Genomic DNA, 24,150 nt, shown 5'->3' on the forward strand with positions numbered 1-24,150 from the left:
ACCCGGGCCGACAGTCCTGCCTGAAGTGCTACGGATCTCCTCGATGACGGCTGGTCAGGCGGGTGCGCCGAACCACTTGGTTAGGTGGGTTTCCAGGGATTGTTGGTCTTCGCCGATCCAGATGACGTGGCCGTCTGGGCGTAGTAGGGCGGCGGGGAGGTCCAGGTCCTCGCTGGTGTCGATGACGTGGTCGATTCGGTCGGCCCAGCCTCCGATCGAGAGGTGGCCGGTCTGGTCCAGGAGTAGGCCGCGGCCCTGGTGCATCAGGGCGTACAGGCGGTCGTGTTTGAGTTGGATGTCGCGCAGGCGGCGGCCTAGGAGGTGCGGGCCGTCGCCGAAGTCGTAGCGGATGTCGACCGACATGATCATCTGGGTCAGGTACCGGTTCACGTCGTCGAAGTCCATCAGGTCCGACACCAGCCGGCGTACGGCCCGCCCGGCCGGGTCGTTGGACATCATCACGCCTTGGGCGACGACGTTGTCCAAGACGCTCGAGGCGACCGGGTGCCTCTCGAGGTGGTAGCTGTCGAGCAGGCCTTCCGGCGCCCAGCCGTTGACCTCGGCAGCGAGCTTCCAGCCGAGGTTGAAGGCGTCCTGGATCCCGAGGTTGAGGCCCTGCCCGCCGATCGGTGGGTGGACGTGTGCCGCGTCGCCGGCCAGCAGCACCCGACCGGTCCGGTACTGCTCAACGAGCCGCGTGGCGTCGGTGAAGCGGGACGTCCAGCTCGGCGAGTGCACCCCGAAGTCGGTGCCCGCGGTGGCGATCATCTGCTTGCTGATCTCTTCGATGGACGGTGGGATCCGCGGGTTCTCGGACACCCCGGCTGCCGGTACTACGACGCGGAACATCCCATCACCAACCGGCCCGGCGCCGAACCACAGCTCAGTCTTGCGAACCTCGGTCATCACCTCGGTGACGGTCTCCTGCGGTGCAGTCAACTGCACCTCGGCCAGCAATGCCTCCTTCGTGGCCTCCTGGCCGGGGAAGGCGACGCCGAGCAGCTTCCGCACCGTACTGCGACCGCCGTCGCAACCCACGAGGTAACGCGAGCGGAGTTCGGTCCCGTCGGCCAACTCGACCGTCACGCCGTCTTCGTCCTGGCTCAGCCCGACCAGCTCGGCACCGGTCCTGATGTCGGTGCCGACCTCGACAGCATGCTCGGTCAGTACCCGATCGGTGACGGGCTGCAGGATGCTGAGGGTGTACGGATGGCTCGTGTCCAGCCGCTCGGGCGTGGGCTTGCGAATGCCCGCGAAGAAGCCGCCCACCGGGTACTTCGTGCCGAGCGCGAGGAAGCGTTCCAGCAGCCCACGCTGGTCCATCACCTCCACGGTACGCGCATGCATACCGAGTGAGCGGACGATAGGAGACGGCTCGAGCAGCCGCTCCAGGACTACTACCTGGACGCCGTGCAGTCGCAGCTCGGCGGCCAGCATCATGCCGGTCGGTCCACCACCGGCAATGATCACGTCAATCATTCAAGATCCCCCAAGGTCGCTTTTGCCCTGATTTTGTTCAGGATTCTGGCTACGGCGAGTGATTCTCCAGCACACCCTGGGTCTTGCGGCAAGCCCACCCCTGCGCTATAAATTAGTTGTGGCGAGGAGATGCACTTCTCCTTGCCTATTGTTTTGCCCATGACCTCCGTTGTGCGCACAGTGACCTTCGACGCCCGCGACCCCTACGAGTTGGCCGGCTTCTGGCTGAAGGTGCTCCGCGCCGAGCGCCCGGACGACGACCTCCCCGGTGAGCAGTACGCCGCGGTGAACACGCCCGAGGTGAAGCTCCTCTTCGAGCAGAACAACGACGAGAAGGCCGTCAAGAACCGCCTCCACCTCGACCTCCAGCCCGACACCACCCGCGACGCCGAGGTCGACTGGCTCCTCACCCTCGGCGCCACCATCGCCGTCGACCGCCGCGAACCCGACGGCACCGGCTGGGTCGTCATGCACGACCCCGAAGGCAACGAATTCTGCGTACTCCGAAGCGCCGCCGAACGCGCAGCCACCAGCTGACGCAACGGCGGGGCGAACGTCTTGCGGTGTCGCCAAGGGTGCCGGACCGCCACCACTACCCAACCCGCCGGGCAACCGTTTACCGCCTTGGGTTCGGGTGGTTTGCTGGGGTTCGGTAGTGGTGGCGGTCCGGGTGACACGAGGAGGTGCTGGGTTTGGCTGTTCTTGGCGGGGCGACCGCCAGTGCATCAAACGGGCGGCCGGACGGGGGACGGGTGCGCCAGGGTGATGAGGCCGGGGTTTGATGGCGCGGGCGTACCCACTCAACCGGCGACTTCGGAGCGAAGGGTGGGTACGTCGGGAATCAGCTGGTCGACGGGGTTTGACCGGTGAAGGTTATTCGCCAGTCTGTGGTCCAGGCGTGGACTGTCACGTCGAAGCCGTTGTGGTGGGCAACGACTCGGTGATGGCCGGCTTCTTCTGGGGAGATCTCGGCGCGCCAGCCTCGGGCCTGGAGGGCGGCTGCGGCGGCGGCTACTGCCCAGGCGGGGTCGGTGGAGGTTGGGTTGCCGGTTTCTACGGTGACGCTGGAGACAGTGGCGGGGGCTCGGCCGTCGAAGAGGGCGCCGGGGTTTACCGGGCCGGGGTCGTGGGTGACGACTGGGTGCTGGGTTGGTACGACGATTGCCGCTACCGCTAGCAGCTCTTCGCGGAGGAACTCTCGGGCGTCCATCATCGCTGCGGCCCCTCGGGTCGTTGTGAGTGCACAGAGCCAGTCGAGACGCGGGCGCCATCCGAGGAGCCGGTCTCGCGGGCACCATCCGCGGCGTGCTGGGCTGCCGCGGAGCGGGAAGGACGACCGACTGCCGCCACTCCTGCATACACCTTCGCGGCCGCTCCCGAGAGACCCCGGAGGCCCGGCCCCCAAGCAAGTCGAGTCTCCTGCATTGGGGTGGTGTCGGTGCGCGAGATGTGCGCCAGATCCCCGCGCACCACCCGCCCAACGTTCCGCAGCGATTCGCTGTTCGTCCGGTAGTACTCGTTGTGCCAGTGCACCGACACCGCCTCGTCGCCCGCGAAAGGATCAGCCGTCGCCATCCGGATCGCGTCCGGGAAGTCGGCCGGATCAGGGCCGTGCCACTGGGTGTAGGCCACATAGTCACCAGGCGCGCGTTCGACGTACAGCCGCGTCGGTGGAGCGACCAGATCCGTTGCCTGGTCGACGTGTTTGTCGATCCCGGGGCTGCCGGTCATGACGACCCGGTCCGGGGACGCGCCGTTCAGCAGGGCCTGCCCGACGACCTCCGTACCGTAGCTGTGCCCGACCATCGTGACCTTTGCCGACGGCAACTTCACCGCATCCAGCCCGTCGACGAAGGAGGCCAGCCGAGGCGCGGCCTCCAGCGCGGGCGCCTTGCTCATCGCGGCCGGGATCCCCTGCGGCGAGTCGTAGTCGAGCCAGACGATCACCGCGGTACCAGGACCAGCCTCATGCCGGATCGCTTCACCACGGTCCGCCTGACCACCAAAGGTCTCCAGCGAGTTGCCCATGCCAGGCACCAGCAACGCCACATTGCGCGCCGACGAGAGCTCGCCGAGCACCTCGACCGCCCGTCCCTGTCCCTCCGGGTCGACCGACCAGAACCGGCGGTACTGCTGCACCGGTACGACGTTGCCCGAGGCATCAACCTGCGCGGTCAGTACCGGCCGGAGGAAGTCGTTGACCGTGTCCAGCCGGGTACGGTCCTGCTTGCTCGCGGTATCGGTGTCGACCGCCGCCTGCAACCGGTCACGCGCAGCGACCAGCAGCGCATGGTTAGCCGCGAACCGCGCCTCGAGCTCGTCCACCATCCAGCAACTCCCCGTCAGTCACCAAAGTCCCACGCAGTGTGGCACCCGCAAACCCCTGACGGGAAGAGCTGACTAGCCGAAAGTGAGCGACCAGCTACCAGCGTGGGCCGACAACCGGACCACCGACAGCGGCCGTACGTCGACATGCCGCAGCGACTCAGCAGGCGCGTCGAGCACGTACAGCACAGCTGCCCGGACCACCGCCGGATGCACCACCGCAGCCACCGTACGCCGATCCGCCTGGCCCCGGCTCTCGTTATCCACAGCCTCGGCGCGAGTCAGGTCCCCGAGCCAATCCGCCACCCGAGTGATGACGTCGTTCTCGGTCTCACCGCCGGGCGGAGCGGTGTGCGGCCGCTCGAGCCAGGTCGCGACCGCACCCGGCGATGCCTCGAGCAACTCCTCGAGCTCGCGCCCGGTCCAGTCGCCGTACTCCCGATCCCGCAGCGCCGGCGCAACGACGGGCGCCAGCCCAAGCGCCGACGCGGTGGCCAGCGCGGCCGTTTCCGGTCCGGCGTACACCTCGTCGGCGACGATCTTCAGCTCCCGGGCCGCCTCGACCCCGGCTGGATCCGGCGCGGCGTCGCCGCCGAGAACGAGTCCCCGCAGAGCAGGGGTCAGCGCGTGCGCGACCAGCGTCAGGGACGTCAAGCGGCAACCACCTCAGAGTCGACCTTCGCCGTACGACGGTCGATCGCCGCCGCGTAGCCGAGCCCGAGGAGTAGCCAGAGCGTGGTCTGGGTGCCCAGCGAGGCCAGCCGGAACTTCCAGAGCAGCGTAGCGGGGAACGTCTCCGGAACCTCGTTGATCGCGGGCAGCAACAGGTACGCGGCGACCACGGTCACCAAGAACGCCGCTCCCCCGACCGCAAGCCGGATCCAGGGTGCCGTGCCGAAGCGGGCCGACCAGCGCGACGCGGCGACACCGGCCCAAACCGCGAGCAGGCCGATCACCAGGGTCAGCAGGTAGGTGATCGTCCGTTTGGTGATCGTGTCCGGATCACCGACAGCGGGCGGGTTCGGCGGGTACTTCAAGAAAGGTACGAGCACGATCCCGACGTACCCCGCGGCAGCGAGCCCGAGGGCGGCGTACGAGTCACTGGAAGTGCGCAGGCGACGGCGCAGGAGGGTGAAGCCGACGGCGAAGATGCCGCCCAGCGCAACGCCGTACAGGGAGGTGGCCAGGAACAGCCCGAATCGCTGGCCGTCGCGGCTGACGAGGGGCTTCTCCTCGGCGTCGTGGCTGTGCTCGGCGGTCGAGCCGTCGTCGTGGCTGTGCGCGGCCGCGTTGGCCTCTTCGATCGCGATCGCGGAGTCGATGTGCGGTTCGCCCATCACGTACGCGAAGGTTCCGGCCAGCAGGCCGGCGAAGAGTCCGACGATCAGTCCGCGCACCAGGAGGGATCCGAAGGTGCGCATGGCAGTCCTGTCGTTCAGAGAGGTGGTACTACGGCAGGACTCAGTGGCACGGAACGCCGAGCAGGTGCCGGCCGTCGTGCATCAGCTCGTGCAGGTACATGCCGGAGCGCGACAGCGCACCCTGGTCGAAGCCCACCAGGTAGGCGAGCATCAGCGCCAGTACGACGGTGACGAGGGCGATCGCGAGCAGCCGGGGCGAGATCGCCGGGACTGCGACTGAGCGAGCAGGCGTGGTTGCCGACATCGGAGACCTCCTAGGGAAGTGCGCGTCCCTAATCGAAAGGCTGCTGGTGCCTGAGCGTCCTGACTCACGAGCAAGCTCGTTCACAGTGGCGCGGCCGTACCGGTCTCTCACCGGTTTCCCTCATGGCACCGCAGGTTGTCCCCCGAAAGGTAGTCGCCCGCTTCCACCGTGGTCAACGCGCAGGCATGGCTCAGGTGGGAAAGATCACCCGTACTCCGTGAGCCCGCACCAGCTGGCCGGCCTCGATGATCAGCTGCCGGGCCAGCTTGTCGGACACGCCGCGCAATCCGGCGACGACGTCCGGAGCGGCGCTGCTCAGCGTGACCAGGTCCGGAACCCCAGCCCGGACGAGTTCGACCGCCCGGGCCTTCCCGACCCCCTTGACCGCCGTCAGCGGCAGCTCCGTCCGGGCTCGCGACACCACGGCGGGGCCGGTGGTCAACGAGGGCCGGTCCGGGATCCGGAAGCGTGGCAGGTGGATCTCCGGTGCCATCCTCAGCCGTCCACCCAGGCGTACCCGATCGGTACCGCAGGTCGGGCAGCTGGTGAGCGTGGCCGGCCGCCCGGCTGGGGTCGTGACCGCGACAGGTCGGCGTACCGGCCGGTCTTCGCCGCAGGTCGAGCAGTAGCACTCCTCGCCGTCCGGCCCATCGCCGGCCGGGGTGGACGGGCAGAGGCCATCAGCAGGCAGCGGCGACGCGATGGGGACGCCCTCGTCCAACTGAACCGACACCCCGGTCATCGTCAGGTCGCCAGGAGCCTGCGAGACGAAATTCAGCGCGACCTGTTGCGCGGTACCGCAGGTCAGCGACAGGCCGGACAGCTCCACCACACCACCCGCCGGTACTACGAACCGCAGCCGCGCGACCGCCGCGCCCGCCGGCACAGTCCCGCTCATCGCACGGTCCTCGAAGTCCAGCGGATCGAGCTGCAGCGTCAGAGCGGTCCCGATCGGTGCCTCGGTCTCATCGCCGAAGCTCACCTCGACCGCCGCACCCGGATCGCTCGCTCGAGCGCTCAGCCGAAGGTCGAAGAAGTCCGCCTGGTCCACCGGCACCAACTGAGTCACGAGAGCGTCGGTCGCGCCGGAGTTCGTCATGGTGACGCCCGTACCTGCCGACGGCGTGACCACGGCGCCGGCCGGAGTCCAGGCGGACGGCACCGTGGACGCGGCGTCCGCAGTACCGGCCAGCGTCACGCGGTCGACGGCGGTCAGGCCGCCCGGGGTGAAGAACCTGATCTCCACCTGGGTCGAGCCGGCCGGCGAGGTCACCACGAGTTCGTGCCGGGGGACGTGCTCCAGCGCGGTCTGCCGATCCGCGTCGAACGAGGTGACGGGTATCCGGTCCGTCCGGCCGAGAGCACAGGCCGAGCCGCGCCAGATCAGCTGAGCGACGGCATCCTCGTCCTCACTGATCCCGTCGAAAGCGAACCGGTACCGGGTAGCCGCCAGCACCCCGACAGCCTGCGAGATCGCGGCCGGCTCCAGCACCTTGTGCTCACGACGCTTCAGATCGCCGAGCAGCGCGAACACCTCACCGGTCGACGGGAAGGCGAAGGGCTGGACAGCGCCGGCCGTCAGCTCCCAGTCCACCGGTTGAGCGTTGCCCAGCGTCAGCAACTGCGCTCTGGCCCCGTCCTCGAGCGTCACCACGGCGTGCGTCCCGGCCGGGCTGACGGCGATCTTGGCGCCGTCAGCGGTGTTGTCCATGACGGCACCGCTCTGCTCGATCAGAGCCCGTCGGCGGACGTCGATCGCCAGTACCGCGCCGTCCTGGATCACCAGACCCAGTTCGCCGGCCGGGTCGACGCCCAGGCATTGCGGACTCGAGCGAGTCGGCAGGTCGAGCCTCCCGGCCGGCGTCAGGTCGTTCGCCCGCAGGAACTGCACGGTCTGCTGGCCGAGGAAGATCACTTGACCCCTGGACGACACAACCGCCACGTCGACGGCTCCGTCGGTCAACTCGACCGAGAGCGTGTTGCGCGACAGCAGGCCGGACCGATCGGGGTAACGCATCAGCGTCGCCTTGCCGTCGCCCCGGAGCAGGAGATAGATCGCGCCGTCGGCACCGGTCGCGAGTGCTCGCGGGCTGCCGATTACCCGGTCGGACGGCAGCTTGGACCAGTCCGGTGCGCCCCCGCGCAGGTCCGCCCAACCGACGAAACGCACGACGGCATCGTTCGCGGCATCCCAGCAGAGCAGCAGGACACCCGATCCGTCCGCCACCCGGACCACGTCCAGCACCACTTCCGGTACGCCGATCGCCGGGCCGATCGGCCGCCCGTTCACGGTCGAAACGAGCTGCAGCACGGCTCCCGAACCACTCCCGCCGGCCACCCTGCCGATCGCGGTCAACGCGACCACAGCCTGTGTGCCGGACGGATCGATCGCCATCGCGACCGGATCCCCCGCCGTCCCCAGATCCGCGTCGAACCCTGGTTCGCGGGTGAGAACGTCATAGGAACGCAGCCGTCCGCCCTGTGCGCCGACCAGCACGGTGCCGCTGTCCGGCAAGAAGGCCGCGGCCCGGCCGAGCTTGACGTTCTCGCTGCCGAGTTCGGCCGGTCCGCCGATCCCGGTACCGACCCGGTACCAGTCGTCGAAGTTGCCGTTGGCAACATGCTCGGCGGTCACCTGGGCAACGCCCTGTCCGGCCGCTGCCGCATTGACCGCGCCGGCGACTTCCGGGAAGTTCAGGTCGAGGTCGATCGACCCCTGCGCCGCGAATCGCTGCAGCGACACCGCGACCTCCTCGGTGCCGGCGGCGACGCGCAACTCCAACGGCATCTGGAAGGTCGTGGTCAGCTGCCGCAATCGCAGTTGCGCGCCGGCTCCGCCGACCGATCGCCAGGACAACCCACCGTCGGTCGTCCGCTGCAGACCTTCGGCCGCCGGCCCGGCACCCCAGGCTGCGACGCCTTCCTTGGCCTGCACGATCAGCCAATGCCGTACGCCGCCGGGCAACTCGAGCTCGGCGGGCAGGACCACGTTCATCCAGGTCGGCGATCCGGCCGAGTCACGGGTCAGGGTCAGCTCCGCCGGCTTGCTCAGTGACGACACCCGCCCTGGCTTGCCGTCCAGGTCGTTCACCAGGTCGATCGCCAGCTTCGCCTCGGCGGTCACCGACGTCAGCAGCAGGTCGACGGAGCTCGCCACCTCAGCGGCATCGAGCGTGAACGGCTGCGCCAGCGGCCCCGCACCCGACACCTCCACGTGCTCGGTCGCAACCGGCGTCAACGCCCCGAACACGACCGTGCTCGCCTCGAATCCACCTTGCACCCGGCCGGCCGTCCCACCCGGTACTGCGATCAGCCCCGGCGGCATCGCGATGCTCAAGGCCTGGGCCGCGCTAGGCGTACCGGCGTACTGGTAGCTGGACTGGATCATCGTCAGGTCAGGCGGTGTTGCCGAGACCGCGACGGTGTAGTCGATCTCCCAGCTGAGGTCGAGGCGGGAGATCGAGTTCGACGTGATGACCAGCGGGACCACGTAGCAGCCGTTGTCGAGCGGGAGGTCCGGCAGCATCGTCTGCAGGACAGCGGAGAAGTCCGGGGTGGTGACCGGTTCGACGAGGTCTCCCGGGCGGTTGTAGAAGACCGGACCGCCTTCGATGGCGAGGGTGAGGTCGCTGGGTGGAGAGACGACCTTGAGGGTGGAGATGTCCGGGCCCACACCCGCGATCCGCAGACCCGTGACGGTCAGGCCGGGCAGGTCCATCGTGTTGGCCAGTTGCAGGGCGGGCCCGTCCCCGAGACCGCCGGAGGCGTTGACGCCGAGGTACCCGCCACCCAGGTCGACCAGCAGGGTACCGGCCCCGGTCAGGCCGCTGCCGGTCAGCGCCGCCAGCTTCCGGCGGGCGTGGAGCTCGATCTCCACCGCGCCGGTGGGCAGCACCTTGTTCGCGCCGAAATCGCCGACCGGTCCGGGGAAGGCGAGCGTCTCCAGGAATCGCCGGCCCGGGTCCACGCTGTGCGGCGTCACCGTCAGCACGGCGCGGCTGACCACCGCGCCGGCCGGGAGCCGGCGCAGCACCAGCCGGCGGAGCCGCTCGAACGGCGCCGACTGTCCCGTGTACCTGGTCCGGATCTTCATCGGGTCAGACCTTGAGCAGGATCATGACCGCGAGCTCGTCGCCGTAGTCGCCTTCCAGGTAGTCGGCGACCTCGCCCACCTCGGGCCCGCCGTGCACCGCGTCGCCCGGGAACCAGACAGCTGTCCGGTTCAGGTCGAGGTGCTGGACCTGCAGGTTCGCCGGCGCCGGGATGCGGACCTGGTTGTCGTTGCCGAAGGCGGGGCCGGCCGGGAAGTTGACCGTCTTGCGTGGCCGGAACTGGAACAGCAGGTCGTTCCAGTCACCGCTGGCCTTCAGCTCCTCGACGGTCGTGTTCTGCTTGCAGCAGCGCTCGAACCAGGGCGAGTGGCAGTACGTGTCGTCGCCGAACTGGTCGTTCGGATCCTTGAAGAACGCCTTCCAGAACTCGGTCTCCAGGTCGTCCAGCGACGAGCTGTCCGTGTACGGCACCTGGTAGCGGGTGAGAAGGTCGGAGAACTGGATGCCCAGCTCCGGGAAGTCCTTCGGCTGGATGTCGACCGCGACCTGGGCGTTCGCCGCGTTGCGGACCCGGACCCGGCGTTCGCTGCGATGGTGCAGATAGAACGTCGCGAAGGCCAGCCGGGTCTCGTCGTCCTCGCGGCAGACCACCTTGAAGTAGTCCAGCTCGTAGACGTCCACCAGCGGGCAGCTGCCGAGGTTGTGCACCAGCTCGGTGATGTCGTCCTTCTTGAGCATCTTGAAGAGCTGCTGGTACCCGGTCCGGCCGCGGACCTGGTCGAGCACCCGGCGGGTCACCTCGTCGGTGAGCGCGTTCAGGTCCTTGCCCTCCAGGTGATCCGCATCGTCGGCCGTCGCGACGTGGGTGACCCCGTCGGCGGCTGCCTGCGACGTGGTCCGGATGTCGGCGTAGATCTTGCGCTGGACGGTGTTCCAGTCCTCGGCGGTGAGCAGGTCACCGGGTGCCCGCTCGACGTACGGCGTGGTCTCGGTCATGGGTTCTCTTCCTCCGTCTGTGCAGGTCCGGCCACCCGGTCCCTGGTCACGTCTGCATGGATGCCGGCCGCCTTCGCGAGGCCGACGCCGATCGGTCCGGGCCGCAGCAGGGCGGCCGCGAGCGATGGCAGCGGCGGCCCGAACACGGTCTGCCGGGCGGACTCGAAGCGGCCACCGGGGAAGGCCACCTCGAGGTCGTAGACGGCCGGGCCGGACGCCCGGCCGGTGATCCGGATTTCGTTGCCCCAGGCGCCTTCTTCGGCGGCGGACAGCTCGATGAAGCCGGCCAGCCCGGGCTCGGACAGGAACATCCGGGCGGCTGTGCCCGGCCGGCCGCCCGTCAGCCGGACGGGTTCGCGGAACGGCAACGCGACGGCCCGCCAGCCGATCGGCACGACGTCGGCGAGTTTCGCGATCACCAGCTTCGAGCCGGTCTGCAGATCGTTCAGCCGATCGACCAGGAACTGTTCGTCCGTCAGCGGCTCGGCGACCACCCCGGCATGCAGCTCGGGCACGGCCGCGCCGAACCGGCCGTTTCCGGTCGCGGTGGCACCGGCACCGCCGGCTCCGAAGGCGACGCCGAAACGGTCGTCCAGCTCGGCCGGGAGATTGACCGAGAACGCGCCGGCCTGGTGTGAGTCCCAGTCGACCCGGATCTCCGCGGTCGGCCGACGGACCACGGCGGCAGCGAAGACGGCGTTGGGCTGCGCGCCCTGCGGGCCAAAACAGCTCAGGCCGAAGACGGCTTCCTCGCTCCCGGCGCCACCCGCGAAGCGGTCGGCCTCGAAGTACGCGGCATCGAAGCGAGCGGCGCGGCACTCCGAGAAACTCCACCCGTTCAAACCGCGCCGTACGCCGAGCAGGCCGGTGCCGGCCGTCTCCACGGTCACCGCGGGCCGTGAGGCCCCGTTCTCGGTGATCACCGCGCGTACCGTGCCGTCGTCGGCGAGCTCGATCGTGCAGGTGCCGCCGGCGCCGATCGCCTCGCGGATCCGGATCGACCAACCGGCCACCGGGTCGGCGATCCGGGGGTCGGACACGCCGGCCCCAGTGGTCAGGGTCACCCGCCCGGTCACGTCGGAGGCGCCGGCGTTGCGGAAGCGCAGAACGGTGCCGTGGGCAACGGGTCCGGACGCCCAGGCGGGCTGGGCCGGATACTCGGCCACCTCGAGGAAGCGCAGCGGGATCACTTCGAGCGCACTGTCCGCGCCATCGGCCGGGGAGGTGAGGCGCAGCTTGTCCTCCGGTGTGAGGGTCGCGAGGCCGGGAGCGATCTCGTTGATCGCGGCAACGATCTCGCCGGCGAAGGTGGTGGCTGGAGTGGCGCCGGCGATGTCCACGTCGAAGGGCGGCTCGCCGTCGACCGCCAGACGCAGTACGGATCGCTTGGCGAGGTCGAGCGGGGCGAGGAGGTCCACGGTGCCGTCGATGACAGCTGGGCCCGGCGCCTTGCCGGTGGCTGACGTTTCGCCGAAGAGGAGCGGGGCGGCGTCACCGGTACCGGTGCGGCTGACCTCGATGCGACTGGACAAACCGCTGGTGGGCGAGGCGATCCGCAGAGCCAGACCGCTCGGGATCGCCACCGATGACGCGTTGGCGGTGGTCGCCGCATTGATCGCGGTGGCCAGCTCCGAGAGCGTCACCGCCTCCGGATGGGCGGCCGCCGTGGTGAGGTCCACAACCACTGCTGGGCCGCCATCGACCGCGACCGTCAACTGGTTGGCAATGGACAACTCGACCGGGCCGGTGAGGTCGATTCGGCCGATCACCTCTGCCGGGGTGGCCGCGCCACCTCGGTAGGTGCGCGGCGCAACGATGCCCAGGACTTCTGGAGCGACGTCGGTACCGGTGGTGGGAGGCGACAGCTCCAGGCGGCTGGTGGCACCGACGGTTGGCGAGGTGAGGAGCAGGTGGATGCCGTCGTGGGCGGCTACCTGGGCGACCAGCGCGACGTTGATGGCGGCGACCAACTGACTGAGGCTGCGTGGCGTTGGGCCGGCTGGATCGCCGAGCGGGATGTCGATCGCCGCGCCGCCGTCGACGGCCAGCCGGATCGCGGCGTCGGCAGGCAGGGCGACTCCGGCGGACAGGTCGACCGTGCCCGTGAATCGGACTCCGCCTGGCGCGGCACCACGGGTCAGCCCCGGCTCGACCTTCAGGACCTGGTCCAGGGCATCCCGCTGCCGGGGGGCCTCCAGCACGATCGAAGGCACTCGGCCGCTCGTCACGGCGGCCGAGCGAAGCGTCAACGTCCTGCCATCGGTGAACGCAAGCGCCGGCACCGTCTCGCCAGGGGGCGGGGCCGGCAGTGCGGCTTCCACGGCGGTGTTGATCTTGGCGACGATCTCGGTCGGGGTGGTGGCGCGGCTGCGGGGGCCGGCGCAGTCGACGTCCAGGACGAGGCCGTCGTCCGTCGCGATGCCCGTCGGGGTCGTCTCGGTGAGGTGGATCCGGAGGTAGTGGTTGGTGCTGAGGTCGGCGCCGCCGCTCAGGTCGTTCTTGCCGCTGAGCTCGGCCGCCTCGCCCGCAGTACCGACGGCGCGAGCGGCCGTGAATCCCAGGACTGACTGAGCAGCGTCATCGGTGACCCGGGCCCGCGTCAGGTAACGCCTGCGGCTCGTACTGCGTTGCGGTACGACCCGCACGCTTCCACCGGCGCCATCCGTCGGTGAGACCAGGATCAGGTGAGCGCCGTCGTCACTCGCGATCTCCTGCCCGACGGCGGCGTTGATGGCGGTCGCGAGTTCGTCCACGGACGCCTGGGTCAGATCGGCGACTCCCCGGCGAAGGTCGACCTCGACCGGCTCGGCGCCGTCGACGGCCAGCGACAGGGTGTGACGAGCGGACAGGTCGACCTTCGCCGACAGGTCCGCAGCACCGGTGAAGGATGCGGTCACCGGCGGTTTGCCCCGGCTGCTGCGGGGGCGCAGGCCGAGGATGTCTTCCGCGACGTCGCCGGCGACTTCCTCGACACGCAGCCGGCCGGCGGGTCCAGGGCTCGACGAGGTCAGGGTCAGTTTGCTGCCGTCATGACTGGCGACCGCGTCGCCCAGACCTTCGTTGATCGCGGCAACGAGCTCGGCGGGCGTAGTGGCGGCCGGGTCGGTGCCGGCCAGGTCGAGGGTGACCGGCGGCTCCGCGTCCACGGCGAGCCGGAGACTCGACCGGTCCTGGAGATCGACCCCGGCGCCGAGATCCCGATCGCCGGCGACGCGCGCACTTCGGGCAGCCTCGCCCACCGCGATCGGCGCGATCTGGCCGAACAGCCGCGCTGTCGCGTCCTGGGCTGCCGGGGTCTGGAAGGCGATCTGCCCGGCCGCGCCCGGAGTCGGCGAGGTGAGGGTGAGGAACCGGCCGTCGTCCGTGGCGACCGGCACCCCCAATCCGGTGTTGATCGCGGCAACGATCTCGCCTATCTCGACCGCGGCTGGATCCGCTGCCGCGCCGGCGCAGTCGATCTCGGCCAGCTGATTGCCATCGACAACTATTCGCAGATAGCGCGGACCGGTCAGATCGACCGCGGTGCTGAGATCCACCCGGCCGGTCACGACGGCATGGCTGGGTTCGGCGCCGTGATAGAGCCTGGGCCGAAGCCCGAGCACGAGATCCGCCGCGTCACCCGGCCCGTCGTCGACCGTGATCGCCCCGGCCGCGCCGGCCGTCAGCGAGTTCAGCCGCAACCGGCCGCTGGACAGGCTCGCGATCCCTGCCACGCCGAGCTGGTCGTGGATCGCGGCGACGATCTCCGCCGGCGTCACCTTCGCGGGATCGGCCGCGCCGGTGGTCAGCTCGATCGACTGCGCCCCGCCACCGTCGAGGGCGATCCACAGCGTCTCCCGCGCGCTCAGGTCGACGCCGCCGCGCAGGTCGACCTCACCGGCAAGGGTCGCGCGCGTCGCGTCCGCGCCGTACCGGTCAACAGCGGGTTGCCCGAGCACGAGCGTGGCCGCGTCAGCGCCGGACGGGAACGAGGTGACGAGGATCGGCTCACGCCCTGGCGTCCACCAGCTGTCCAGCGCCTCGTCCTCGATGTGCAGTCCGAGCGTCTCGGCGGTGATCCGCAGGATGCCCTGAACGGTGACCGTGCCGTCGAGGAAGGTTTTCACGTAGCGCAGCAGGTGCTCGCGGAACTCCTCCACCGACTCGTCCGGCCGCGGCGCCAGCCCGTACAGCGCACCGAACAACCTGAGGTCCTGGATCACCGATTCGCCGGCGTCGGCGAAGTCGACCCAGTGCGATCGCATCACCGCGACCAGGCTGTTCTCGGCCGCCTGCAACTCACCGCCGTACGCGTCCGCCAGCGCCCGCAGCGCGGACGGATCGCCCAGCGTCCGGAACGTCGGCGGCAGGTTCGCGAGGATGCGGTCGGCCTTAGGCACCCGGGGCCTCCTGGCAGGCGACGTCCGCCGCGGTCATGTCGAGCGCGATCCACCACTGCTCGCCGTCGACGGTCGCCGAGACGCTGAAGGTGCCCGCCTCGATCTCCTCGTCGGTGGCCGGTACGCCGGTAGGCCCGAGCAGCAGCGAACGGTCGGGGATCCGCGCACCGGTGGGAGCCTGCGAGCCGGCAGTCTCGACTGCGGCCGTCAGCGCGGCGCGCAGACCATCGGCGGGCGCGGTGGCGACCGCGGTGAGCAGAGCGTCGATCAACGTGCCGTCACCGGTATCGCCGGACAGGTCGGCCCGGGCGACGACGACATCCACGATGGTGGCGTCGAGGATGTCGTCGACACCCTTGACCGCGGTGAGCAGGGCCGCGCCGTCCGCGGCGCCACCGGCGGTGAGGCCGTCGACGACCGCTTGCAACGCGGCCACCACGTCCGCGGCGATCTGGGCCTGCCCGGCCGCCGAGATGTTGGGGGTGATCGTGGCCGTGATCCGCGGGGTGATGAAGACGTACCGCGCGACCAGCGTCGCCAGTACTCCGGCCGCCCGGGTCTCGTGCACGGCAGCCGTCAGACCGGGCAGCCGTTCGGGCTCGGCATCTACCACCACGGTGACCGTGCCCGGGTCCGACCGGTTGGCCGGCGGGCCGTTCGGATCGAAGAACTCGACCGGCTCGCCGTCGCCCTCCAGGATCACCCGTTGGAGCGCCATGATCGTCGCCTTGCCCAACGCGCCCAACGCCGCCCGGGCCCGGTCGCGCAGTTCTTCGTCCGTCTCATCGGCCGCCGCGCGGATGGTCGGATCGAGATTCGTGACGCGTTCGATCCCACCCACCCGCTGGGACATCTCGTTGATCACGCCGGCCGCCACCAGCCCCGCGTCACCCGCGAACCCGATGTCGGCCCGGACCGGTACGTCGATCCGCACCTGGCCGCGCTGCAACGTCCGCTGCTGGGTCGAGACGAAGACGACTCCACCACCGGACAGCCTGGTCCCCACCGGGATGGTGATGTTGCCGTCGAAACCGGTGGAGCGGAAGAAGGTGATCAGCCCTTCGGCGAACTCGGCCGACTTGCGATGGACATCCAGAATCGACACCACGTAGTCCAGCGACTTGCCCTCCGCGGTATCGACGAACGCGGACTCGTAGGCCAGGTTGATCTGCTGGTAGACCGTGGCGATCTCCCGCCCGACCGCCTCGGACAGCGTCCGGGTCACGCTGCCGACATTGATGTCGCTCAGCGGCGAGCGGCTCTCGATCCGGAAGTAGTCGACGTAGAAGGTGGTGTCGCCCTTCGGCAGGGTGCCGTCCTCGAGCCAGATCACCACATTCGTCCCGGCGCCGAAGGTGAAGTCGATGTCGAGCACGAACGTCCGGGGCTTGCCGTCCTCCGCGGTACCGGTGATCCCGCGGACGCCGCCCGCCGGCTCGGCCAGCGGGTAGGTCAGCACCTTGACGTCGAACTCGATCGGCTCGTTCACGACGCCGCCGACGACCGAGGTGAGGATGTCGTCGACCAGATCGCCGTACGGGCGGTGGATCAGCGTTGCGGTGTCACCGTTCATGCCACGCTCCCGCCGAGGTCGACCGGTATCACCAGGTTCAGTGGAGTGGCTTCGCCGATGGGCAGCACCACCGCCACGATCTCCAGCCAGGTCTCGCCGCTGAGGTCGACCCGGCCGGCCCGGCGCGCTCCGCGGCCCGTCTTCACCGTCACCGACTGCACCGCCGCGATCCGCGGTTCACCCTGCAGCGCTTGCAGGGCGAAGAGTTTGGCGCGGTTGCGGATGGCCTCGGTGTCCGGCTCACCGACCAGCTCGTGCAGCCGGCTGCCGTACTCCGGATGGCCGAGGTGGGCCAGTTCGCCGACCTGGGTGAGGAAGCGCAGCAGCAACGCCTGCTGGAGGTCCTCCTTGCCGGTCAGCCGCTGCAGGTCGGCCTTCGACGAGACCGGCCGGTTCGCGGTCAGCAGATCGGTGCCGCGCTCGCGTTGCTCGGCGAACTCCAGATCGCCCAGCAACCGCAGGTCGGCGCCGAACAGAGCGTCGGGTTCCATCACAGCCTCCTAGTGCTGGTCACGGCGGCCAGCCGTCCGTGAGGTAGGTGGCCGCGGGTGGGCCGAGCACGAGCAGTACTCCGGGGGGCGAGGGGATCCGGTCGCCGACCCGGACCAGCGCCTTGCCGCCGACCTTGACGCCGGAACTCGCCAGCGGCCCGATCACCAGCGGATAGGGCACACCGGTGAACGAGTTGACCATCAAGCAGATCGAGCCGCTGGTGGCCAACGGCATCCCACCGGCGGTGACGAACGGCGGCAGCACCACCATGATCGTCCCGCTGTCGGGCGCGCCGGCGGCACCAGGCGTCACCATCACCGACGCCCCCACCGACACCGGCAATCCCGGCATACCGACCTCCCCCACTCACAATCTGCCCCTCCCCTTCCTACGCACCCCCGGTCTCCCCGCCGTCTCGCCCGCGTCTTCACGGGCTGAACGAGGTGGTCCCCTGGACCGTGACGCTGGTGCCTTTGAGGGTTGCGCCGGCCCCGCCTTCGACGGTGGCCTGGAGGCTGCCCTTGAGGGTGGCCCGGGAGCTCGCCTCGACGGACACGTTGCGGCCGGCCTTGAGGGTGATGTTGCCGTTGGCCTCGAGGGTCAGGTCCTGGGCTGCCTTGAAGGAGACCGAGCCGGCTGAGTCCAGTACGACGTCGCCGTCCTGGGTGAGAGTGATGGTCGTGCGGCCGGCCGTCACCTTGACCGTGCCGCCGCTCTCGCCGGACTGGTCGAGTTTCAGTTCGGTCTTGCCGGCCGTCGCGGTGACCGTTCCGTCGATGATCCGGACGGTGATCTTCGGTGGCATCTCGATCACGAGCTCGCGGGCCGGGTCCTGGTCCTGGTGGTTCCGGATCGCGCCCAGGACCGACTTGTCGTCCGCCTCGGCGAGCGGCAGCCGGAAGACGAGCTCGCCGGTCGTCGACAGCGGTGGGCGGTCGACATCGTCGTACAGCCGGGCGATCACGATCGGCGCGTTCACGTCACCGTGGTCGTAGGCGAGCAGCACCAGGTCGTTCACGTTCGGGATCGCGACGCTGCCGACATGTCCGGTGCCGACCGGGACGCGTTTCAGCTCCAGTCCGCTGCCGCGCAGCTTGACGTCGACGCCGTAGTTGTCGTCGTCGTCCTTCCCGGTGTGCGGGTGGACCGCGGTGACCACGCCGAGCTCGGTGGTCCGGTGCCCGGCCAGCTCGTCGCGGACGATCGCGGCGATGGTGTCGACGATGGTGCTCACGGTGCCACCCCCTGCAGGCTGCGGAACTCGACGTCGGTGATGAGCCCGCCGGCCTTGGTCAGCTGATGCCGGACGCCGCGGACCTGGTAGGTCCCTTCCAGCTCATCGACGCCGGCCTTGTCCGGGAAGCCTTCGAGCCGGATCAGGTCCCCGAGGAACAACTGCGGCCGGCCCTGAATCCGGACCCGCCCACGCAACGCCTGCTCGGTCAAGGTCTCGGCCGCCGAGGCCGCTACGGCCGCGGCGAGCTTGCTGGTCCGGACGGCCGGCCGCTCGATCAGCAGCATCGGCTTCGTCGTACCGGAGGTTCCGTGCCGCGGCCCGAAGTCCTTGGTCAGCCAGGCCCAGGACTCGTCGCCACCGGAGCCAGGGCTGTCTCCCCATACCTGCACGGTTCCCGCGCGCGGGCTGACCCGCTGGAGCTCAGCCGCCAGCACGTGCTCCCCGTACTTCAGCTTGTGCACCGTCCGATTCCCGCTGAACCCCTCGAACACCAGCTTGCCGTCAGCGGTGACGTAGGTGTCGAACCCGGCCAGATACGCCAGGTCCCGCAGGTGCCGCGCGATCGGCCGCCGCCCGTCGACCACGTACGCCGGGAACGGTGGCCCGTCTTCTACCGTGTCGACCTCGATCCCCGCTTCGGACGCGAGCGCACGCACGATGTCGCCGGCCGTGGTGTCCTCGAACGTCTTGTCCACAAAGGTCTTCAGCAACTTGCCGCCACCCGAGTGGCCGGTGATCCGCTTGACCTCCAGTCCCGGCTCGACCGCGACCACGCTCCCGGTCAGCACCCGGAACAGTTGCTGGTCCTCATCGGCGTACCCGAGATCGACCGACAGCTCATCACCAGGCTGCGCCCGCAACCCGCCGACCTGCCCCTGCCGCAACGTCACCGAGTCCGCGGGCGTATCGAGATCCAGCCGCACGGTCAACTCGATCGCCGTACTGGCCTTCGCCTCGACCGTCGTATCGACGACCTTGTCCCCCACCACGATCCGGTACGCCGGCCGCAACATGCTCACGCGCCCCCGATCCAGTCCCGCAGTACGCCGGGCAGCTGCTCGTCACGAACTCGCAGCTCCAACTCGGCTTGGTCCGCGAAGACCTCCGGTACGCCGATCCGGGTGGGCGCCTGCAGCAGATTCGGCACGAACGTCTCCAGCAACCGCTCCCGCAACGCCGAGCTGCCGGGATCGAAAGCGGCCCGGAACATCGCCCGCACCAGCCGCGCCCGCGACGGCGTCGGCAGCTCGCCGGTGACCGTCGCGTCCTCGTACGCCGCCAGCAGGTACGCGTCCTGCGCCTCGGTCCGCGACCGGCCGTCCTCCGCGATCCGCATCAGCAGGTTGAAGCGATCCGCCGACGCGACGACCGCGTCCCGGACCTGCACCCAGACGAACCGGGCGAACAGCGCACCCGCCTCGGACCGAACCCGATCCGCCTCTGCCAGCCACTGATCGGCCGTCATCGGCCGCCGCCCGGCCACCAGCCGCAGATCGGCCAGCACCACCTCGGCAACGACCAAAGAGGAGCAGTGCTCGTCGGATACCTGGCTCGCCAGGTCCGGACTCATCCCGTCGCAGAAGGCGACCAGCTCGGTCCCAGGGGCGGTCGGGACCGGCGCCCAGATCCCGTAGCTGTCGAAGACGAGCCCGCCACCGCCGTGTTCGACGATGGGCAGCTCGACCACGCCACTCGCCGCCACCGCGCCCTTGAAGGTCTCCAGCACCCGGACGCCGAGCGTGCCCGTCCTGCTGACTGCGCCCTGCCAGGCCGGGAGTTGCTCGTCCTCGATCCGCAAGTGCACGACCAGGCCGGCCGCGGCGTACTCCGAGATCACCGGTGTCGTTGTCATAAGCGCGCATCCCTGGTGGCCAGCGGGACGGCCGCCGGGGGCCGGACCTCGACGGCGGCACCGGAGGCGACCACCGCCGGTGAGGTCTTGGTCTTGCCGGACAGCACCGTCTTGGGCGCGCTCACCTGGGTGATCGCGCCGGTCGCGATGTCCAGCGACCACTTCCCGTCGAGTTGCCAGTTGAGCCGCTCCAGCACGACGTACGACCGGTTGGCAGCCTGGACAGCGGGAGTCGCGACCGGGCTGGCGCCGCTGACCGCGTTCTGGTTGGTCCACAGCACCAAGTGGCAGCTGAATCTGATCTTGACCTCCAGGCTGGACAGCTTCGCGGTGGCGAAGGTCGGGTGCGTCGGGCGGACGGCCCCGGCCGGGGCGCCCGGGCTGTCGACCGCCTCGACGATCCAGCGCTGCCCGGCCGGCTGGTTCGTCCGGGACCGGATCCGGCTCCGGCCGAGGGTCGCGGTGTCGCCACCGGCGCCTTCACCCGGCGTCCGGCCGGTGTCGAGGATCGCCGGCACGACCAGTGCGGGGGCGGGGTCGCCGGCCACGAACGAAGTGGCCGCCCCGGTCGCCAGGGCCCGGTTCGAGGCCAGCACGAAGGGGGCCGGGTGCACCTTGTTGGGTGTCACCGCCGGGTCGGTGTACGCGGCGTTGAAGGTGGTACCGGCGGTCAGGTTGTTGACCCAGCCGCCGAAGAACTGGCCGATGATCCGGCGCCCGTCGGCGCCACCGGTGACGACGTCCACCTGGGCGTTCATGTGCAGCGCGGCGGTGGCCGGGTTGGCGATGTCGAAGGACCCCGACGAGGTGGCGATCCCGCCGCCGACCACCGGGGCGACGGTGTGGTTCGCGTCGCTGGCGACCGAGCTGTCCAGGAACAGCGTGGCCTGGCCGAGCACCAGGTTCAGGATCCGGTTCGGCTCGCGGTCGATCTTGTGGTCGAAGATGCCGTTGCCGTTACCGTCCACGAACGGCCGGACGTGGAAGGTGCCGCAGTTGTCGGCCAGCAGGGTCGCCTGCAGATTGTTGCCGGTGACAACTTTCACGGTCGGCTTCTTGGCCGTGTGCAGGGCGACGATCGCGGCCGCGTCGTCACCACCGTTCGCGGCGGGGATCCCGGAAGCGCGCTGGGCGTCCCAGCTGACCGGCGTACCGGCGGGTTTGACGTCGACCGTCAGGCGGACCGGTGCCGCGAGGGTGACGGCGTTCTCGAACAGCGGCAGTGGGAGGTTGACGGTCGGGTCCTCGTCGAAGCCCTTCGCGCCGACGGTGAAGGTGTGGTCGGCGGTCGGGCCGTTGGCCAGCCGGGCGATCTTCGGCGGCGTACCGGGGATGGTCGCGACCAGGTTGCTGAACTCGACCACCGTCATCCGGACCCGGTCGCCGTCGACCTCCAGCCCGTCCACGCCGAGCTGGAACCCGGCATCGCGGATCGTGGTGCTGACCTTGGCGCCCTCCACCCAGAACTTCACCCCGGCGGCCGGGATCGGGGCGGGAACCTTGACGCTCGCGCCGAGCGAGGCTTGGCCGGCGGCGGCAACCTCGTCCGCGGCGGCGAAGAGCTTCTCGCGCGGCGTGGCGTCGAGGACGTCGAAGGCGCTGAGCACCAACGTGCCGGTGAAGCCGGCCGGCTTGGGCGGCCGGACGGTGATCATCGCGCGGCCGTGGTGCAGGTCGGTGTCCTGGAGGTGGACGAACCGGCCGGGGTTCATCTTGGTCGCGGCGGTCAGCGGCAACGGATCGGCGGCGGTTGAGGTGCGGCTCTGGTGCAGGTCGAGGAACAGTTCGACGGCCGTCATCGCCTTCTTCGCCGCCAGCCCTTTCTTGCCGTCGACGGTCAGGCTCAGGGTGAGCACGACATCGCCGACCTTGTCGCTCGCCTTCGCGCCCTCGGCGAAGATCGTCACGCCGGCCAGCAACTGCGCGCTGGTGAAGGTCGCGCCGCTGGCCACCACGCCACCGGCGGTGACCGCGTCGAAGAACTTGATCCGGTCGGCGAGCGCGATCGTCAAGGCTCCGGAACCGTTGAACGCGGTCGAGCACTTGAGCACGACGGGGCGCCGCGCCGGAACCGTCGTCGCCTTCTTCACCACGACCGCGTCCAGCCCGGTGACCGTCGGCTGCGGTGCCGGTGGAGGTGGTCCGGGCGGCGGGGCGGGCGGTTGGTCGAGGATGATCTGTGGCTGCACGAACGCGACCGCCCGGTCGACCACGACGATGTCGGCGTCGGCCGAGCCGTCCAGCCGGAAGCAGACGGCGTTGCCCTTCACGTCGTCGAGGGACTGGGTTCCGGCGCTGACCACGAAGGGGCCGTCGACCTCGATGCTGAAGGTGCCGGGGCCTTTTTGTTTCTTGTACTCGAAGCTTCCGTCGGCCTGGGTCCGGCCGGGGATCGGGGTGCCGGCCGGAGTCGCGCCGGCGGTCTTGTGGGCCTCGTCGTCCATGTACTCGCCGTCGGCCGCGATCAGGATGTACTTGCCGACGAAGGGCGTGCCGTCCTCGAAGTGGATCCGGCCTTGGACCACAAAGGAACCCTGCTCGGCCGGCTTGCGGCACCAGGGACGCTTCGGGTCGGGTGGACCGGTCGGGCACGGTTTGTCCCACGGGACGACGAAGCAGTTGACGGCGGTCGCCGTACCGTCGTCGAGGCACCAGCCACCGCCGCCCGCGCCTTCCGGGACGAGGTCGAGCGTGACCGGTTTCGGTACCTGGCACGGCATCACAGGTTCGTGCACGAACATCAGCTCGGTCCGCCGGTTCGGCCGGTGGGCGTCCTCCGTGACGAACACCGGGTCCTGCTCGTTGCAGCCGAGCCAGCGCAACGGACCCGAGTCGCAGCCGGTCGCGTTCTTGTTCGGTAGCAGCCGGGCGGTGGGGAGGTTGAGCGGTTCGTGGCCGAGGTACGCCTCGATCAGGACCGGCCAGGTGGCGTCGCCGACGATGCCGTCGGCGGCCAGACCGTGGTCCTGCTGGAACTTCTTGATCGCCGTGTCGGTGAGGGTGCCGTCCTCGCCGGACGTCTTGCCGACATTGCCGAGGTACAGGCCGAGGTCCTGCAGCATGTGCTGGATCTCGCGGGTCCCCCAGGTGTCCCGGACGGTGGTGATCGTGCCGCTCGGGCGTTCCTTGCGCAGCTCGTTCCACTCGGCGATCGACTTCTGCGGTTCGCTGCCGAAGGTCAGCATCGCGTACGTCGCCCGCCCGCGCCGCTCCGACAACGCCTGGTTGTACGCCGGTGAGCCGACCAGGTCGGTATGCCCGGAGATGACCAGTACCTCGTCGGGATGTTTGTCGGAGTACGCCGCCGCGGCCTGCAACACGTGTCGCAGGCACGGCTCGACGAATGCCTTGTCGAAGCGGAAATGGATCGCGAAGACCGTACCGACCTTCGCCCCGCGCCGCAGGATGACCGTCACCGCCGCGACCTGGCCGTCCTGCACCTTCACCGCCGCCGAGCCGGTCAGAACCTCACGCTGACCGGTCGGCGTCGCGGTGTCGTCGACCAGCGCGTCGACCGTGTACTCGCCGGCCGGGAAGGGGTCCTCGAACCAGACGTCCGGGCGAATCCGGTTGGTCAGGGTCCGGTCGAGCTCCTTCGTGGACTCGGTCTCGACCCCGTGCACGGTCAGCTTGACGCGATCCATGTCGAAGGCCGGATCGCCTTCCACCACGACCGTCACCGACAGCTTGCCGGTCTCCACGTCCGGCGGCGGTGGTGGCGGGATGATCACGTCCTCGGTGTCGATCTTCTCGGCCGGCAGGAACTCGCGCAGCGCGAACCGGTACTCGAACGCGTTCGGCCGGCCGGCCGCCTCGCGGACGTCCATCCGCTCGATCAGCACCCGGTCGACCAGCGTCGCCGAAGTGATGTCGGAGACGAACGCGACCGGTTCGCCGGCGTGGAAACTCTTCCGCAGGTCAGCCAGGTGCGGCAGCGTGTCCGCGGCTGTCAGCACCCCGGTCAGCCGGACCTGGGCGGCGCGCCGGCCGAGGTCCTGCAGGAAGTCCCCCTCGAGCCCGGGGACCTGGTGGCGGGTGACCACCTGGTCCTCCCCGGTCTCGACCAGCTGGACCTGTTCCAGCTCGAGGTCTCCCAGCAT

The 24,150-nt window shown here is 69.8% G+C and carries 17 protein-coding genes and 1 riboswitch; of the genes, 1 reads left to right on the plus strand and 16 read right to left on the minus strand.

Annotated features, from left to right (window positions below):
• Positions 1-54 precede the first annotated feature (54 nt).
• Positions 55-1,479 (minus strand): rifampin monooxygenase, encoded by a 1,425-nt coding sequence (rox, locus tag OHA70_RS10350; RefSeq protein WP_328331041.1) that lies wholly within the window; start codon positions 1,477-1,479, stop codon positions 55-57.
• 159 nt (positions 1,480-1,638) lie between these two features.
• Between rox and OHA70_RS10355 the strand changes: the two genes are divergently transcribed.
• Positions 1,639-2,016, plus strand: coding sequence for a VOC family protein (locus OHA70_RS10355; RefSeq protein ID WP_328331043.1), 378 nt, complete (start codon positions 1,639-1,641; stop codon positions 2,014-2,016).
• A 304-nt stretch (positions 2,017-2,320) separates the two neighbouring features.
• Here the strand turns inward: OHA70_RS10355 and OHA70_RS10360 are convergent, their stop codons facing one another.
• From OHA70_RS10360 to OHA70_RS10430, 15 genes are all read right to left on the minus strand, one after another.
• Positions 2,321-2,692 carry a hypothetical protein gene (locus OHA70_RS10360; protein ID WP_328331046.1) on the minus strand — a complete coding sequence of 124 codons (372 nt, stop codon included), beginning with the start codon at positions 2,690-2,692 and terminating at the stop codon, positions 2,321-2,323.
• Positions 2,689-3,807 carry an alpha/beta hydrolase gene (locus OHA70_RS10365; RefSeq protein ID WP_328331048.1) on the minus strand — a complete coding sequence of 373 codons (1,119 nt, stop codon included), beginning with the start codon at positions 3,805-3,807 and terminating at the stop codon, positions 2,689-2,691. The genes OHA70_RS10360 and OHA70_RS10365 overlap by 4 nt, the downstream gene beginning before the upstream one ends.
• Positions 3,808-3,879: 72 nt before the next feature.
• Positions 3,880-4,458 carry a histidine phosphatase family protein gene (locus OHA70_RS10370; protein ID WP_328331050.1) on the minus strand — a complete coding sequence of 193 codons (579 nt, stop codon included), beginning with the start codon at positions 4,456-4,458 and terminating at the stop codon, positions 3,880-3,882.
• Positions 4,455-5,225 (minus strand): CbtA family protein, encoded by a 771-nt coding sequence (locus tag OHA70_RS10375; protein ID WP_328331052.1) that lies wholly within the window; start codon positions 5,223-5,225, stop codon positions 4,455-4,457. Before OHA70_RS10375 ends, OHA70_RS10370 begins: the two co-directional genes overlap by 4 nt.
• A gap of 40 nt (positions 5,226-5,265) precedes the next feature.
• Positions 5,266-5,469, minus strand: a complete 204-nt coding sequence (locus OHA70_RS10380; RefSeq protein WP_328331054.1) for a CbtB domain-containing protein — start codon at positions 5,467-5,469, stop codon at positions 5,266-5,268.
• Positions 5,470-5,523: 54 nt separating this feature from the next.
• Positions 5,524-5,588, minus strand: a riboswitch (cobalamin riboswitch).
• A 71-nt stretch (positions 5,589-5,659) separates the two neighbouring features.
• Complete coding sequence (locus OHA70_RS10385; protein ID WP_328331056.1) at positions 5,660-9,562, minus strand: helix-hairpin-helix domain-containing protein; 3,903 nt, start codon at positions 9,560-9,562, stop codon at positions 5,660-5,662.
• 4 nt (positions 9,563-9,566) lie between these two features.
• Positions 9,567-10,517 carry a hypothetical protein gene (locus OHA70_RS10390; protein ID WP_328331058.1) on the minus strand — a complete coding sequence of 317 codons (951 nt, stop codon included), beginning with the start codon at positions 10,515-10,517 and terminating at the stop codon, positions 9,567-9,569.
• On the minus strand, positions 10,514-14,896 hold the full coding sequence (locus OHA70_RS10395) for a hypothetical protein (RefSeq protein WP_328331060.1): 4,383 nt from the start codon (positions 14,894-14,896) through the stop codon (positions 10,514-10,516). The genes OHA70_RS10390 and OHA70_RS10395 overlap by 4 nt, the downstream gene beginning before the upstream one ends.
• The gene (locus tag OHA70_RS10400; protein ID WP_328331062.1) at positions 14,889-16,469 is read right to left on the minus strand and encodes a baseplate J/gp47 family protein; all 1,581 of its coding nucleotides are present in this window, start codon (positions 16,467-16,469) and stop codon (positions 14,889-14,891) included. Before OHA70_RS10400 ends, OHA70_RS10395 begins: the two co-directional genes overlap by 8 nt.
• Positions 16,466-16,960: a GPW/gp25 family protein gene (locus tag OHA70_RS10405; RefSeq protein ID WP_328331064.1), complete on the minus strand. Its 495-nt coding sequence runs from the start codon at positions 16,958-16,960 to the stop codon at positions 16,466-16,468. Before OHA70_RS10405 ends, OHA70_RS10400 begins: the two co-directional genes overlap by 4 nt.
• A 19-nt stretch (positions 16,961-16,979) precedes the next feature.
• Complete coding sequence (locus tag OHA70_RS10410; RefSeq protein ID WP_328331066.1) at positions 16,980-17,312, minus strand: hypothetical protein; 333 nt, start codon at positions 17,310-17,312, stop codon at positions 16,980-16,982.
• 76 nt (positions 17,313-17,388) lie between these two features.
• A complete protein-coding gene (locus tag OHA70_RS10415) occupies positions 17,389-18,195 on the minus strand; it encodes a hypothetical protein (protein WP_328331068.1) in 807 nt (268 codons plus the stop codon).
• Positions 18,192-19,211 (minus strand): hypothetical protein, encoded by a 1,020-nt coding sequence (locus OHA70_RS10420; RefSeq protein ID WP_328335087.1) that lies wholly within the window; start codon positions 19,209-19,211, stop codon positions 18,192-18,194. Before OHA70_RS10420 ends, OHA70_RS10415 begins: the two co-directional genes overlap by 4 nt.
• 2 nt (positions 19,212-19,213) lie before the next feature.
• Positions 19,214-20,050, minus strand: coding sequence for a hypothetical protein (locus OHA70_RS10425; RefSeq protein ID WP_328331070.1), 837 nt, complete (start codon positions 20,048-20,050; stop codon positions 19,214-19,216).
• Complete coding sequence (locus tag OHA70_RS10430) at positions 20,047-24,150, minus strand: peptidoglycan-binding protein (RefSeq protein WP_328331072.1); 4,104 nt, start codon at positions 24,148-24,150, stop codon at positions 20,047-20,049. The genes OHA70_RS10425 and OHA70_RS10430 overlap by 4 nt, the downstream gene beginning before the upstream one ends.

Source organism: Kribbella sp. NBC_00382 (assembly GCF_036067295.1).
Classification (GTDB): domain Bacteria; phylum Actinomycetota; class Actinomycetes; order Propionibacteriales; family Kribbellaceae; genus Kribbella.

Bases quoted from the DNA above. Each gene is read 5' to 3' on its own strand.
- OHA70_RS10400 (WP_328331062.1), bottom strand. From the start codon at position 16,469: ATGAACGGTGACACCGCAACGCTGATCCACCGCCCGTACGGCGATCTG.
- OHA70_RS10430 (WP_328331072.1), bottom strand. From the start codon at position 24,150: ATGCTGGGAGACCTCGAGCTGGAACAGGTCCAGCTGGTCGAGACCGGG.
- rox (WP_328331041.1), bottom strand. From the start codon at position 1,479: ATGATTGACGTGATCATTGCCGGTGGTGGACCGACCGGCATGATGCTG.
- OHA70_RS10410 (WP_328331066.1), bottom strand. From the start codon at position 17,312: ATGCCGGGATTGCCGGTGTCGGTGGGGGCGTCGGTGATGGTGACGCCT.
- OHA70_RS10420 (WP_328335087.1), bottom strand. From the start codon at position 19,211: ATGTTGCGGCCGGCGTACCGGATCGTGGTGGGGGACAAGGTCGTCGAT.
- OHA70_RS10380 (WP_328331054.1), bottom strand. From the start codon at position 5,469: ATGTCGGCAACCACGCCTGCTCGCTCAGTCGCAGTCCCGGCGATCTCG.
- OHA70_RS10375 (WP_328331052.1), bottom strand. From the start codon at position 5,225: ATGCGCACCTTCGGATCCCTCCTGGTGCGCGGACTGATCGTCGGACTC.
- OHA70_RS10425 (WP_328331070.1), bottom strand. From the start codon at position 20,050: ATGACAACGACACCGGTGATCTCGGAGTACGCCGCGGCCGGCCTGGTC.
- OHA70_RS10390 (WP_328331058.1), bottom strand. From the start codon at position 10,517: ATGACCGAGACCACGCCGTACGTCGAGCGGGCACCCGGTGACCTGCTC.
- OHA70_RS10355 (WP_328331043.1), top strand. From the start codon at position 1,639: ATGACCTCCGTTGTGCGCACAGTGACCTTCGACGCCCGCGACCCCTAC.
- OHA70_RS10385 (WP_328331056.1), bottom strand. From the start codon at position 9,562: ATGAAGATCCGGACCAGGTACACGGGACAGTCGGCGCCGTTCGAGCGG.
- OHA70_RS10405 (WP_328331064.1), bottom strand. From the start codon at position 16,960: ATGGAACCCGACGCTCTGTTCGGCGCCGACCTGCGGTTGCTGGGCGAT.
- OHA70_RS10365 (WP_328331048.1), bottom strand. From the start codon at position 3,807: ATGGTGGACGAGCTCGAGGCGCGGTTCGCGGCTAACCATGCGCTGCTG.
- OHA70_RS10360 (WP_328331046.1), bottom strand. From the start codon at position 2,692: ATGATGGACGCCCGAGAGTTCCTCCGCGAAGAGCTGCTAGCGGTAGCG.